This window comes from Streptomyces sp. NPDC099050 (genome assembly GCF_044759865.1).
Lineage (GTDB): Bacteria > Actinomycetota > Actinomycetes > Streptomycetales > Streptomycetaceae > Streptomyces.
The window spans coordinates 224,474-237,521 of record NZ_JBIWAE010000009.1 but is presented as its reverse complement, the minus strand read 5'-3'; the positions used below and the strand labels follow the sequence as shown (position 1 = coordinate 237,521).

Sequence of the window (13,048 nt, the reverse complement as noted above, 5' to 3'; positions counted from 1 at the left end):
TCCCCTCACGGCCGACACCCTGCCGACCGTCAGTGATCTTGCCATGACGAGTCGTCACGTCACTATCCCCCTTGACAGATTCGGAGATACCCCCATGCCCCGACGTCCTCGCCCCCCTTGCTCGGTACCCGGCTGTCCTGAGCTGACAGCACGGCGCCCCGGCACGGGCTCTGAGAAGTCCGTACCGGGGCGGAGTGGAACGGCCTACTTCTCCTCGGCCGTCGCCTGCCGGAGTAGTTCGGCCATCGTCGTGTCTGCGGCCTCGGATGCCGGTGCCGTCGTCAAGGCGTGGATGGCCTCCTTCTCTTCCGCTTCGTCCCGCTTCTTTGCCTGGGGTGCCTGCTTCTCGGACATGAGTCCGCCTCTCTGGTCGACGAGCCCTGACGGGCTGTCGCCGATCTTCCCATGATGGATCGTCAGCACACCATCACTCTTGACAGCTCGGAGGTGATCCCCCCATGCCCCGTAAGCCCCGCCCCCCGTGCTCGGTACCCGGCTGCCCCGAGCTCACCCGAGCCGGCGGACGCTGTGCCGAGCATGAGCGCGTGGCGAACGCGGACCGTGCTTCACGTGGTGGCGCTGTCTATGACACACGGTGGCAGCGCATGCGCAGGGCCTACCTGTACCGGCATCCGTGGTGCGTGCTGTGCGGCCGTCTGGCCAACGTGGCGGACCACTTCCCCTTGTCCCGGCGCGAGTTGATCGCACGGGGCGACGCGAACCCTGATGCTGCCGGTCATCTGCGTCCGCTGTGCGTCGCGTGCCATAACCGAGAGACCGCACGCAACCAACCGGGCGGGTTTGCTGCTGAGGCTCGTTCACGGCGCGAATCGCGCGAGGCTCCGCCCTTCTGACCAGGGGGAGGGGGTCAACCCCTCTCACGCCCGAGCGGCAGGGAGGCAAAAAACTCGCATGGCTAATTAGACCGCTTTCACGGAGGTGAATTCATGGCTGTTCCCGGACAGAAACCCAAACCCCATGGATGAATCGGATGCGTGGGACTGGTGCAGACCGCAGCTTCACGACAGAGCCCCCGTGCTCGTCTCCTTCGGGCGGCGGGTGCGGGGGCTTTCTGTGTGGCCGCAGGCGGGATAGGCGCGGCCCCAGATCCTCTTAGGAACCCTCGATCTCCGACATGAGGAGCCGTAGCGTGAGGGAGTGTCTTTCCGGCGGCAGGGCATCCAACGCGCCACGTGCGTAAGCGATCCCGCCAGCAACGTCGCCAGACCGGGCGAGCATGAGCCCTCGATGCATCTCCAAGTGCGTGGCGAACCGGGGCAGCGAGGAAGGCAGTTCCTGCCGCGCTGCGTCCTGTGCTGCCACTGCCGTGCTTTCATCCCCCAGCCTCGCGGCGAGTAGGGACATGAAGACGTTGACCCGCCAATAGGGCACGGCATAGTCGCTGGTCTGCTCATGCGAGCCAGCTTTGTCGAACACGCGCCGCCCTTGTTTCAGAAGGCTGCGTGCGGTGTCCACGTCGCCCCGGATGGCTGCGGCATGTGCCTTGCCGAAGATGGCGTTCAAGAGGCCTAGTGAGGGCTTGTCGCTGACGGCAATTGCCTGGTCTGCCAGCACGTCAGCGACTCCGAGCGACGCCCCTTCGTAGCCGAGTGCGATAGCAGCCCGTCCCCGAACCCACACGCGTGCCGCATCATCGCCGGACTCGTCTGCGGCCCGTGCTGCCATCCGATACCAGTGCACTGCCTTGGCGCCGTCCGACCCTGGGAAGGTTTTGGCGTACAAGGTCATCAGCCGACTCGCGACGGACCACAGCCGGGGGTTGTCGAGTTGCTGCTGTACGGTGACCAACTCGCCCGAGACGCGCCGCTGAATGTCGGCAGCGCCCAAGCTCATGTACTCCGTGCCGTACGTCGTCAGCTTGGCCTCCCAGGCTTCCACTGAGGGCCCGCCGGACAGGCGGGCGGAGAAGCCCGCTGACAAGAGGTCTGAAGCCACGACGGGGGCTATGGCGATCCCGGCCACGTCGGTAAGGAACTCGCGTCGGTCCACTTGACCTTCCAAGACAGCTAGGGGCACGTCGAGCGTGGAGGACAGTGCAGCAAGGTAGAACGCGCCAGGCGTCACTTTGGAACGCTCCCAGTTGCTCACGTACTCCCGCGTCAACGTCGTTCCGTACACGTCGTTGATCGCTGACGCTAACCGCCCCTGGCTCCATCCGCGAGCCTTGCGGAGATCACTGATCAGTGCCCCGAGTTCCATGCGCCCATCTTGCTACTAGGTCTGCCACTAGACCGAGGGATTGGCGGGCTTCAGCGCAGCTTGCCACTACGGGTCACACTAGGCCGAGCCCATCCTGCGGCGAGACGATCGCGTACACCAAACGCGACGCGAGGGGTGCGGCATGGCAACGGCAGCGCAGCAGGAGACAGCACTTACCGACCCGCTCGAACCGGTACCCGTACCCGGTTGCGGAGTGTGTACCGCCCTGGCAACGGCCCGTGAGCTCTCGCGCGAAGCCCTCGACCCGTGCTCCGTGGCGGTGCAGAACGAGGAGCTGCGTAACCACCCGCACCGCCGGAGTGCGGCATGAGCGTGATCTCGGTGATGCGCTATATCCCCTACGTCATGCGGCGGCACCCGTCCGCCGAGACAACCGCGACCGCACGGTGCATGAACCCTGACTGCGACTGGACAGCGAAGCCGACGCCCAACGCGGACGTGTGCAGCGACATGTGCATTGAGCACACGGGGCGCACGGGCCACATGACGTTCGTCCGGGAGTTCTCGGAAGTCGCCGTGGTGGAGCGGGTCCAGTGACCGACGACAACGAGCACCAGGAGCACGGGCACCCTCGCCGGCTGGGCGCGTTAGCCGTGACGCTGGGGGCGGTCACGTGGGTCGTGGTTGTTGCCGCTCTCGTTGCTCGGGGGTGGGGCGCGTGATCCTGGCGAGACAACTACGCGAGGTCACGCGAGCCCTTGACCGGACGGCTGCGGAAGCCCCGATCTCCCGCCCCCTCGCGGGGTGGGCAGCAAAGTACCTCCCACTAGAAACGGAGCTCACATGACACAGCTCGCCGTACGTGAGACCCCCTTACCGTTCTCCGTCCGTCTCTCTCCCGCAGGCCTCGCCACTGCCGTGCGCACCGTCGAACGGGCGAACCCTCACCTGCCGGAGGGCATGGCCGAGAGGATCGTTCGTGAGGCGGTGAAGTTCGTTACGGCGGCAGCGCGTAACCGGACCCCGGGTCTCGCACTGCGCCCGTCCCGGCTCGTGGACGAGGGATGGCATGCGCTCCTAACGGACACGAGGACGTACGACAACCTGTGCCGGCTGCTCGGCAGGTTCGTCCACCACGTTCCGGAGACCCCCGCGACGAAGAAGCACGACACGGCCACTGTCGCTCGCACGCTCAAGGCCATCCGTGAAGCGGGAGACGAACCCGATGAGTACCTGTGGACCGTAGAGGCGCAGTCTGCGGTTCTGGTCTCCGCTGACTGCATGCACAGCGAATGCACGGACGGCGGGTCCAACTGCGCGGCCCCGCCGAGCTGAGAACTAGTCTCGGCAGACCGGACGTAGGGGAACCTTCTACCCGCTACCGTTGGCCACGTTCTGCAACGAGGAGGATGCGGTGAGCGAAGAGCGGCGTAGGGCACAGTGGACCGATCCCCGCTACAGCGAGGCAGTCACCCTGTTGGACACCTGCCGCACGGTGACGGGCCCGAGTCGACGTGTGCGCCGCGTCTGTCCGCACGGATCGGGCGTAACGATCATCATTGATCCGGTCAGCGGTCATCCTCGCAACGTGGCATGCGCGGATTGTTGATCATCGGCGCCGCGAACAACCGTGAGCCCGCTTAGCCGCTGCGTGGATGGCTAGGCGGGCTCAGTCGTCGGTACCCGCGACGAACGAGCCCATGCCGGGCGTAGTAATGATGAGGCCCGCTTCCCGCAGTGCGGCTGTCATCTTGCGGATGGTTACGCGGGTTACCTCGAACTCCTCCGCCAACTGAACTTCGGAGATCAGGTGGTGTTGCGGGTACTCGCCGGACGCGATGCGAGCCCGAACGACTTCCGCGATCTGTACCCACTTCGGGCGGGTTGGGTCGTACTTCACGCCCTGGACGCTACACAACACCAGCCATGTACTCATAGACACTGCTGTCCATATCCAGCTATAGACAGGTGGATACAGGATGGCTACCGTCGGAAACGAAAACGCCCCGGAAGACCGCTCGAACGGTCTGCCGGGGCTCAGTCGCAGCAGCTTTAAGGGAGCTGAACGACCATGCGCGAGCTTATAGGTTTCATCATCATCGGACTCTCGTCCGTCCTCGCCGTTTACTGTGCGCTCCGATGGGAGTCGAGCGGGCGAACGCCCGGGAAGCACTCCGGCGCCTACCGACCCGAGCCCGCCCCCGCCGTGCCTTACAGCGCACGCCCGTGGATCGGCCCCAGCAGTACGCAGGCCCGTGCAATCTTCCGCCCCGAGACCGACGCGGAAAGCACCCTCATTCTCTCCCCGGTCCAGCGGGAGCGACGCTACGCGGCAGAGTTCGCGGCCATCGGCGTGGACTATCCGTACACGTACAAGGGGGCACCCTTCCCGCGCAGTGCGTTCGCTGCGGCGGTGTCGGCATGACCGGCCCCGAACTGTTCCCGCTGTTGCTCCCCGCGAACGTGGCGGTGTGCATCGTCTGTCACGTGAAGACGGAAGCGCCCGTAGCGGTACGCGAGATCCACAGCACCAGCGGCCCCGGAACGACGCTGTGGGCCTGCCCTGAGCGCGCTCCGAGCATTGCCCCCGGTCCCATGCCTGGTGAGCTGCACTGGCCGTAGCGCCCCGCTGGCTGCCCCGTCCGACACCACGTCGGGCGGGGCTTTTCCATGTCCACTGACCTGGTGTTTTTCTAGGTCCCGGGGTGTAGGGTCCACCGGGGCGGAGCCCCAGGGGGTTCGGGCGCAGCCCGGGACCCCTCTTCCTTTCAGCCCGTCCGGCGTTTGAGGACCGGGTCAGGGCAGAGCCCTGGGAACGGTGGAAGGGCCGCAGCGGGACTCAGCCCCGCGCAGCGGCAATGGCCGCAGCGGGACTCCGCCCCGCAGGGCCACCCGCCCCGAGGCCCCCGCGCCTCAGAGCAGTGCGAACTGCCCGCCCGGCCCCTCCTCCTGGTGGTCCAGGACCGAGGCCGGCCGCCGGGCCCAGCCGGGAGGCGGCAGCACCCCGCCCACCCGCAGCTCGGCGGCGCTCAGCACCGGGCCCACCTCGAACGCAGCCCGCTCCGGCTCCAGTTCGGCGAGCAGCGCCAGGGTCGTCACCAGCTCCAGCAGCTCCGAGGTCCAGCCCTGCGGCCACTCGTCGGGGCCCACCGCGTCCAGCCCCTCGGCCTCCGGGTCCCGGTGCGCGAGCCGGGCGGCGAACCAGGACTCCAGGACGCGGACCCCCTGGATCTCGTACTCCCACGCTCCGGCGGGTACGGGCGACACGGTGCCGCCCTCGCCGCCCTCCCCGCCCCCGACCGTCAGGGTCTCGCTCCCCGGGTCGTACGAGAGCCCGCGCGGCCACGCCGGCAGCGCCGAGCGGACGTACGGCCGGCGCCCGCCGGGCAGCCGGGGCGCCTCGCCGCCGCGAGCCCCGCGCAGCCGGACGGAGAGCACCCGGTGGCCCAGCTCCAGCCCGGCCCGCCAGCGCGCGGCGTCGGCGGTGAGGGGGACCTCGTACCCCCGGGGGCCGGGGCGGCCGGCGGCGAGGATCCAGCAGAGCACGTCCTCGGGGGTGACCCAGGTGCCGTACCGCTCGCCGAGCAGGTGCTGCAGCCCGGGGGCGAGATTCGGCTCGGCGCCGCCCGGCCGGCGGTGCAGCGGGCGGATCCGCCCGAGCCGGCCGGCCGGGAGGTGCGCGGTGACCAGCAGCTCCGCGGGCTGCGCGGGCTCCACGACGAACAACTGGTGCTCGTCCAGCACCCGCCACAGCTCCGGGCGGGCCAGGTCGATGAGCCGCTGGTCGGGCAGCAGCCACTGTTCGTCGAAGGGCTCGCGCAGGATCCGTACGGGGTCCGGGCGCGGCCCGGGAGTGTCCGCGAACCGGGCCGTGGAACCCGCGCGCTGACCCGGCAGCGCCGCCGCCCCGGCGCCCGGGGTCCGCGCCCGGGTCGGGCGGAACAGCCGCTCCCGCTCGGGGCCCTCCGAGGCCGCCAGGGCGGCCCACCGGGCACGCAGGGTCGCCGGATCGGGGGCCGCGACCCAGGTCCGGCCCAGGCGCAGGGAGCCCACGGCCCAGGGCATCAGGTCGTCCAGCAGCGGGTCCCGCGGGGATGCGTCAGCGCTCACCCGGCCGATGGTAGCGACGCCACCCGGTGACCGGGCCGCGTCCAGGCCGGAGAGTTAGGCTCGCTATGGAGGGATCTGCCCGGATCCGGACGGAGCCGGGCTGGACCGGATGACCCGGGAGGCGGACATGAGCCAGTACGACGAGTACTCGACCCCGTCGCAGGCCGAGGGGGAACGGCTCGACGAGGACCTGGACGAGAAGCAGCGCAAGCTCCGCCACGCGCAGACGCAGCGGACCACCCCCTCCCAGGCGGAGGGCGAGCGCGGAACGGAGGACGAGCAGAAGTAGCGGGTGCGCCGCTCGTTGGCCGCGTCGATGAGCCGCCTCAGTGCGCGTCGACGGTCACGGTGAAGGAGAACCGGTCCCCGCGGTACCGGATCCGCGCCACGTCGACCACCCGGCCGGAGCCGTCGTAGGTGACGCCCGTGTAGTGCAGGATCGGGCTCAGCAAGGGCACTTGGAGCAGCTCGGCCGTGAGCGGGTCGGCGAGCCGCGCCTCCACGGTGTCGGTGATCCGGCTGATGTCCACCTTCGCGACGTCCCGCAGCACCTTGGTCATCGGCCAACGCGCCAGATCCGCCAGGTCGATGGAGTCGGCGAGCTCCGGACGCACCGCGTTCTCAGCCCAGTTGGTCGGCTCGCCGCTCTCGCTGTCGTGGCGGAGCCTGCGGTACGTGACCACCTCGGCGATGTCCGGGAAGTGTTCCAGCAGCTCCCCGGACACCGCCGTCCGCTCGTGCCCGAGGATCGTCGTACGGTCGCCCGACTGCTGCGCCACGATCGCGTCGACCGAGCCGAGCAGCCGGACCGGGGCCCCGCGCAGCGCCCCCGGCTCGATGAAGGTCCCGCGCCGCCGGTGGCGGCTGATGAGGCCCTCGGTCTCCAGTTCCTTGAGCGCCTGCCGCATGGTCAGCACGCTCACCCCGTAGTGCTCGGCGAGCTGCTCCTCGGTGGGCAGGCGCAGCGAGGCGTCCGCGGTGCGCCCGAGTATGGAGGCGCGCAGCGACTGGGAGACCTGGTACCAGAGGGGCAGTTTCCGGTTCAGTACCAGCGAGTCGGGGGCGAAGGCGGTCACGGGTGGATCTCCGTAGGACGGGGTGGGCGCGGCGGCGGCGCCGCGCGGCATGCTCGTGATGTTAGGCGCGGAAGTGGCGCTGGAGGCCCTGCCAGACGTCGTCGTATCCGCTCTGCAGGTGGTCCGCGCCGGCCGCCTGGGCGGTGGCGGTGATCGGCCAGCGGGTCTCGAACATGAAGGCCAGGCCGTCGTCGATCTTCTGCGGCTTCAGCTCGGCGGCGCTCGCCCGGTCGAAGGTCTCCCGGTCGGGGCCGTGCGCGGACATCATGTTGTGCAGCGAGCCGCCGCCGGGCACGAAGCCTTCCGCCTTGGCGTCGTAGGCGCCGTCGATGAGCCCCATGTACTCGCTCATCACGTTCCGGTGGAAGTACGGCGGGCGGAAGGTGTCCTCGCCGACCAGCCAGCGCGGCGCGAAGACCACGAAGTCCACGCCCGCCAGGCCCGCCGTGTCGGAGGGCGAGGTCAGCACGGTGAAGATCGACGGGTCGGGGTGGTCGTAGCTGATGGAGCCCAGGACGTTGAAGCTGCGCAGGTCGTAGACGTACGGGACGTGCGTGCCGTGCCAGGCGACCGCGTCGAGGGGGGAGTGGTCGTAGGTGGCGGTCCAGAGGTTGCCGCAGAACTTGTTCACCACCTCGGTCGGGCGCTCGTGGTCCTCGTACGAGGCCACCGGCGCGCGGAAATCGCGGGCGGCGGCCAGCCCGTTGGCACCGATGGGGCCCAGGTCGGGCAGCTCGAAGGGCCGGCCGTAGTTCTCGCAGACGTACCCGCGGGCGGTCTCGTCCTGGAGTTCCACGCGGAAGCGGACCCCGCGCGGGATCAGCGCCATCTCGCCCGGCCGGGCGCTGAGCAGGCCGAACTCGGTGCGCAGGAGCAGACCACCGCGCTCCGGGACGATCAGCAGCTCGCCGTCGGAGTCGCTGAACACCCGGTCGGTCATCGAGGCGTTCGCGGAGTAGAGGTGGATGGCCATGCCGGAGCGCTGGGCGGCGTCGCCGTTGCCGCCGAGGGTCCACAGGCCGGACAGGAAGTCCGTACCCGGCGCCGGGTCCGGCAGCGGGTTCCAGCGGAGCCGGTTCGGGTCGGCCGGGGCCTCGGTGAAGGGCGCGGAGCGCAGGGCGCCGTTGCCGGTCCGGGCGAAGGGCGGGTGCGCGGCCGAGGGGCGGATCCGGTAGAGCCAGGAGCGGCGGTTGTGGGAGCGCGGCTCGGTGAACGCGCTGCCGCTGAGCTGCTCCGCGTAGAGGCCGAGGGGGGAGCGCTGGGGCGAGTTCCGCCCGATCGGCAGCGCCCCGGGCACGGCCTCCGAGCTGTGCTCGTTGCCGAAGCCGGTGAGATACTCCAACCCCTCCGCCGTCTTCCTGGCCTGCTCGCTGCCGCCGCTCATTGCACGCTCCCGGTCTGCCGAAGGAATCCTATGCCTGACAGTAGGATTCCTGGGCTCGTGCGTCAACGGGGGATTCCGGTCAGTCGACCGACGGACAGGCCGACCGACAGGCCGACCGACAGGCGGGCGGGGCGGGGCCGGGCGGGGGCGGGGGGCTGGCCGAGGTGGGGTCGGGGGCTGGCCGGGGTGCGGTCGGGGGCTGGCCGAGGTGGGGTCGGGGCGAGGCCGGGTGGGGGTCGCGGTGGGTCGGGCGGGGGTCGCGCAGGCGTGGGGCGGGGTCGGGCAGCCGCCGGGCGGGCCCGGGTAGGGGTCGAGGTGGGGTCGGGGCGCCGCCCGGGCGGGCGCCGGGCGGTGTCCGGGCAGGGGCCGGGGTTGGGGTCGGGGCGACGCCCAGGGAGGCGTAGGGCGGGGTCTGGGCGGGCGTAGGACGGGGTCCGGCCCGCGTCGGTCGGGGTCCGGGCCTGCGCAGGTCGGGGCCGGGGCCCGCATCGGTCGGGGTTCGGGTCTGCGCCGAACGGGGCCCGGGCCTGGGTAAGGCGGGGTCCGGGCCTGCATCGGACAGTGTCCCGGCCTGCGCAGGGCGACGCTCGAGCCTTCGTAGGACGGTGTCCCGGCGGGCGTCGGCGTGGCGGGTAGGGCGGGTCCGGGGAGGCGCTGGCTCGGCGGGCGGGGTGGCGGCCAGGGCGGTGCCCGGGCCCAGGCCGGGGCCACGGCCCCCGCCCAGGCACGGCCCCGGCCGCGCACAGGCATGTCCCCGGCCCAGGCGCGGGTTACGACTTGGCCCGTCAGAGCCCTATTCCTGCGCGAGGGGATCCCAAAAGATGAACATTCCTCTACTCTCACGCGCATGTCGTGGACCCGCAGGTTTCCTGCCGTGCCGGCGGCGCTCCTCGCCGCCCTCCTAGCGCTCCTGTCACTCCTCGTCGCCGCGCCCGCCGCGAGCGCGCACGAGGAGCGCCCCGTCGAGTTCCCCGACGGCACCGGCTCCGTACCCGTGTACCGCACGGGCGAGCCCGACCTGATCGTCTGCAAGACCGACCGGCCCGCCTTCGAGCGCCGGATATCCGCCTTCCCCGACGCCCTCAGGCAGCGCAACCTCGCCCTCTACGAGCGCTGCGAGAAGAACGGCTTCCGCGATCTCCAGGCCGCGGTCGACGCCGTGGACCGCCCGGGCATGAACATCGCGATCCTCCCCGGCCTCTACGAGGAGGAGCCCTCGCTCCCCAAGCCCACCGGGGAGTGCGCCGCGCTCAAGGCGCCCAACTCCTCGCTCGGTTACCAGATCCTGAGCTACGAGCAGCAGGTGGCCTGCCGCCACAACCAGAACCTGGTCGCCATCCTCGGCAAGACCGACCTCCAGATCGAAGGCACCGGGGCCTCCCGCCAGGACGTGGTCATCGACGCCAAGTACCAGAAGCTGAACGGGATCCGCGCGGACAAGTCCAACGGCATCTACTTCCGCAACTTCACCGCCCAGCGCACCACCTTCAACTCGCTCTACGTCCTCGCGGGCGACGGCTTCGTCATCGACGACGTGCTGACCCGCTGGAACGACGAGTACGGCTTCCTGACCTTCGCCAGCGATCACGGGCTGTACAAGAACTGCGAGTCCTACGGCAACGGCGACTCCGGCATCTACCCCGGTAGCGCCTCCGACATCAACGAGGACCGCGGCTACGACGTCCCCCGCTACTCCATCGAGATCACCGGCTGCCGCAGCCACCACAACATGGTCGGCTACTCCGGTACCGCGGGCGACTCCGTGTACGTGCACGACAACGAGTTCGACCAGAACATGGGCGGCGCCTCGATGGACAGCGCCTTCCCCGGCCACCCCGGCCTCCCGCAGAACCACGCCCGCTTCGAACGCAACCTGATCCACGACAACAACGCCGACTACTACCGCTACGTCGCGGACGGCACCTGTGCCAAACCGCCCGCCGAGCGCGGCTACGAGCAGGGGGTGGTCTGCCCGCAGATCTCCATGCCCCCCGGCACCGGCATCATCACCGCCGGCGGCAACTGGAACCTCTACGAGAACAACTGGGTGTACGGGCACCAGCGCGCGGGCTTCTTCCTCTCGGCCGTGCCCGCCTTCATCCGCGGCGAGGAGGAGCTGTCCAAGCAGACCGACACCTCCCACCACAACCGCTACGCCGGCAACATCCTGGGCAAGGACAAGTCCGGTGCCTCCCGCCCCAACGGCATGGACGTGTGGTGGGACGGCCAGGGCCGGGGCAACTGCTGGCAGCAGGGCCCGGACGGCTCCACCCCGGGCACGCTCCCGCAGTGCGGCGAGCGCCGCGGCGCGGTCTCCGGAGCCTCGGCCCGGCTGGCCGGTGAACCGGTGAAGCTGGCCCAGCTCCTCGTCTGCGCCGACTACAGCGTCCAGGCGCGCAAACTCCCGGCCGGCTGCGACTGGTACGGCTCCCGGGGCCTCCAGCGGGTGGAGACCCAGCTCGCCCTCGCCGTCGCGGCGGTCCTCCTCCTGGTCGGCGGCCTCCTGTGGTGGCGCCGCCTGCGACGCATTCGTCCCTCCCTGGCCCGGCTGGCCGGGGTGGCCGCCCTGCTCGGCCTCGCGGGCCTGGCCCTGGACGTGGCCGGCTCCACGATGGGCCTGGTCGGCACCTTCGTCCCGGCGCTGGCGCTGCTCTGCCTCGGCCTGTGGTGGACCGGCACCGGCCTCGCCCTGCGCCCCACCCGGCCCTGGCTGGCCCGCCTGACCCTGCTGCTCGGCGCGCTCACCCTCCTCGACGCCTTCGACAAGGCCGTCCTGATGGTTCCCTGGATCCCGCTCAGCCCCGCCTGGATCCGGTCCCTCGTCGCGGTGGTCTGGGTCCTCTGGGCCGTCATCGCCGCCGCGCGTCCGGGCGGCACGCCGGCCCGCCCGGCAGGCCCGGGCGGAGACCCGGCCGGCGACCGGGTCCCCGTCCCCGCGGGCCCGGCCCCGACCCGCAGCGCGGAGGCCGAAGCCGAGGCCGAGGCCGAGGCCGAAGGCGGCCCCGCGGCCGGGGGAGACCGGCCGTGACGGGCCACCCGGGCCACCCGGGCCACCCGGGCGACCGCTCCGAACGGCGCACCTGGTGCGACGTGTGCGGTACGCCGCCCCGCCGGTCCCCCCTGTCCCGCCGGACGGGCCGCGCCGCGGCGCTGCTCGCGCTGGCCCTGCTCCTGGCCGGCGGGGCGGCGACGGGCTGCGGGGGGCGGGCCGCCACCCACCACAAGCCCGGCACCACCCACGAGCAGGCCTCCGGGAAGACCGGCACCCTGCTCACCGCCGACGACGGCGCGGGCCACCGGCTCCGGGAGGTCCCGGCCGAGGGCGCGCCGGAGGTCCGGCTCACCGCCCGGCCGGACTCCGAGGACGGCTGGAACCTCCAACTGGCGGTGAAGAACTTCCACTTCACCCCCGACAGCACCGGCGGCGCCGCCCTCCCGGGTGCCGGTCACGCGCACCTGGAGCTGGACGGCCGCAAACTGGCGCGCCTGTACGGCCCGTGGTTCCACCTGCCCGCCGCGCAGGTGCCGGAGGGCACGCACACCCTGACCGTCCGCCTCTACGCGGACGACCACACGGCCTGGGCGGTGGCGGGCAAGCCGATCGAAGCGGACCTCCAACTCGTCGCCGGATCAGCCCAGTCCACCCACGACCACACCCCGGAGGCGGAGCGGGCCGACCGCACGGTGACCCTCACCGTGCGGGACGGCAAGGTCAGCCCGGCCCCGGGCCGGGTGGAGGTGACCCGCGGCGAACGCGTGGCCCTGCGGGTCACCAGCGACCGCACGGACACCCTGCACGTCCACGGCTTCGACAAGGAACTCACCCTGCCGGCAGGCCAGGAGGCCACCCTGATCCTGACGGCCGACCGCACGGGCCTCTTCGAGGTCGAGACCCACGAGTCCGACCTCGTCCTGACCCAGCTCCTCGTCCGATGACCCCGCCACCTCCCCTCACCAACCCGACCCCCACCCCGTCCGAGCCCGCGGCTCCGACCGGGCCCGTGGCTCCGACCGAGACCCCGATTCCGGTCGGGACTCCGGCCCCGGCTGGGACCCCGACACCGGCCTCGGTCTCGGCTCCGGCCCCGGCTGGGACCCCGACACCGGCCTCGGTCTCGGCTCCGGCCCCGGCTGGGACCCCGACACCGGCCTCGGCCTCGGCTCCGGCCTCGGCTGGGACCTCGGCTCCGACCCCGGATCCGGCCCCGGATCGGCTCGCGATGTCCGCCCCGGGGGTCCGGCGGTGACCGGGTACGGGCCGCAGGCCCTCCCGTACGCGGTGTCCGGTGGCGGCTCC

At 71.3% G+C, this 13,048-nt stretch carries 11 protein-coding genes; 5 read left to right on the top strand and 6 right to left on the bottom strand.

What is annotated here, in order from left to right; all coding sequences use genetic code 11:
- Nucleotides 1-204: 204 nt before the first annotated feature.
- Both ACIQV3_RS18055 and ACIQV3_RS18050 read right to left on the bottom strand, forming a co-directional pair.
- Nucleotides 205-423: a hypothetical protein gene (locus tag ACIQV3_RS18055; RefSeq protein ID WP_403713364.1), complete on the bottom strand. Its 219-nt coding sequence runs from the start codon at nt 421-423 to the stop codon at nt 205-207.
- A gap of 690 nt (nt 424-1,113) precedes the next feature.
- Complete coding sequence (locus ACIQV3_RS18050) at nt 1,114-2,220, bottom strand: helix-turn-helix domain-containing protein (protein WP_403713363.1); 1,107 nt, start codon at nt 2,218-2,220, stop codon at nt 1,114-1,116.
- A 327-nt stretch (nt 2,221-2,547) separates the two neighbouring features.
- Here ACIQV3_RS18050 and ACIQV3_RS18045 point away from each other — a divergent pair, with 327 nt between their 5' ends.
- Both ACIQV3_RS18045 and ACIQV3_RS18040 read left to right on the top strand, forming a co-directional pair.
- A complete protein-coding gene (locus tag ACIQV3_RS18045) occupies nt 2,548-2,778 on the top strand; it encodes a hypothetical protein (RefSeq protein ID WP_403713362.1) in 231 nt (76 codons plus the stop codon).
- Nucleotides 2,779-3,024: 246 nt separating this feature from the next.
- A complete protein-coding gene (locus ACIQV3_RS18040) occupies nt 3,025-3,516 on the top strand; it encodes a glycine-rich domain-containing protein (protein ID WP_403713361.1) in 492 nt (163 codons plus the stop codon).
- Between the two features lie 334 nt (nt 3,517-3,850).
- On the opposite strand, the gene ACIQV3_RS18035 is transcribed toward ACIQV3_RS18040, so the two are convergent.
- Both ACIQV3_RS18035 and ACIQV3_RS18030 read right to left on the bottom strand, forming a co-directional pair.
- A complete protein-coding gene (locus ACIQV3_RS18035) occupies nt 3,851-4,081 on the bottom strand; it encodes a GntR family transcriptional regulator (RefSeq protein ID WP_403713360.1) in 231 nt (76 codons plus the stop codon).
- A gap of 1,013 nt (nt 4,082-5,094) precedes the next feature.
- Nucleotides 5,095-6,246, bottom strand: coding sequence for a type ISP restriction/modification enzyme (locus ACIQV3_RS18030; RefSeq protein ID WP_403713433.1), 1,152 nt, complete (start codon nt 6,244-6,246; stop codon nt 5,095-5,097).
- Nucleotides 6,247-6,418: 172 nt separating this feature from the next.
- Here ACIQV3_RS18030 and ACIQV3_RS18025 point away from each other — a divergent pair, with 172 nt between their 5' ends.
- Nucleotides 6,419-6,580 carry a hypothetical protein gene (locus ACIQV3_RS18025; protein ID WP_403713359.1) on the top strand — a complete coding sequence of 54 codons (162 nt, stop codon included), beginning with the start codon at nt 6,419-6,421 and terminating at the stop codon, nt 6,578-6,580.
- A gap of 37 nt (nt 6,581-6,617) precedes the next feature.
- Here the strand turns inward: ACIQV3_RS18025 and ACIQV3_RS18020 are convergent, their stop codons facing one another.
- Both ACIQV3_RS18020 and hmgA read right to left on the bottom strand, forming a co-directional pair.
- Complete coding sequence (locus ACIQV3_RS18020) at nt 6,618-7,418, bottom strand: GntR family transcriptional regulator (RefSeq protein WP_403713358.1); 801 nt, start codon at nt 7,416-7,418, stop codon at nt 6,618-6,620.
- Between the two features lie 10 nt (nt 7,419-7,428).
- Nucleotides 7,429-8,751: a homogentisate 1,2-dioxygenase gene (gene hmgA / locus ACIQV3_RS18015; RefSeq protein WP_403713356.1), complete on the bottom strand. Its 1,323-nt coding sequence runs from the start codon at nt 8,749-8,751 to the stop codon at nt 7,429-7,431.
- A gap of 847 nt (nt 8,752-9,598) precedes the next feature.
- On the opposite strand from hmgA, the gene ACIQV3_RS18010 reads away from it, so the two are divergent.
- On the top strand, nt 9,599-11,779 hold the full coding sequence (locus ACIQV3_RS18010; protein ID WP_403713355.1) for a right-handed parallel beta-helix repeat-containing protein: 2,181 nt from the start codon (nt 9,599-9,601) through the stop codon (nt 11,777-11,779).
- Nucleotides 11,780-11,871: 92 nt separating this feature from the next.
- Entirely contained in the window at nt 11,872-12,687 is an 816-nt protein-coding gene (locus tag ACIQV3_RS18005) for a hypothetical protein (protein ID WP_403713432.1), read from the top strand.
- Nucleotides 12,688-13,048: the final 361 nt, after the last annotated feature.

Excerpts from the sequence above, each read along its gene's own strand:
- ACIQV3_RS18040 (WP_403713361.1), top strand. The coding sequence starts at position 3,025 with ATGACACAGCTCGCCGTACGTGAGACCCCCTTACCGTTCTCCGTCCGT.
- ACIQV3_RS18020 (WP_403713358.1), bottom strand. The coding sequence starts at position 7,418 with ATGCCGCGCGGCGCCGCCGCCGCGCCCACCCCGTCCTACGGAGATCCA.
- ACIQV3_RS18045 (WP_403713362.1), top strand. The coding sequence starts at position 2,548 with ATGAGCGTGATCTCGGTGATGCGCTATATCCCCTACGTCATGCGGCGG.
- ACIQV3_RS18010 (WP_403713355.1), top strand. The coding sequence starts at position 9,599 with ATGTCGTGGACCCGCAGGTTTCCTGCCGTGCCGGCGGCGCTCCTCGCC.
- hmgA (WP_403713356.1), bottom strand. The coding sequence starts at position 8,751 with ATGAGCGGCGGCAGCGAGCAGGCCAGGAAGACGGCGGAGGGGTTGGAG.
- ACIQV3_RS18030 (WP_403713433.1), bottom strand. The coding sequence starts at position 6,246 with ATGCCCTGGGCCGTGGGCTCCCTGCGCCTGGGCCGGACCTGGGTCGCG.
- ACIQV3_RS18025 (WP_403713359.1), top strand. The coding sequence starts at position 6,419 with ATGAGCCAGTACGACGAGTACTCGACCCCGTCGCAGGCCGAGGGGGAA.
- ACIQV3_RS18050 (WP_403713363.1), bottom strand. The coding sequence starts at position 2,220 with ATGGAACTCGGGGCACTGATCAGTGATCTCCGCAAGGCTCGCGGATGG.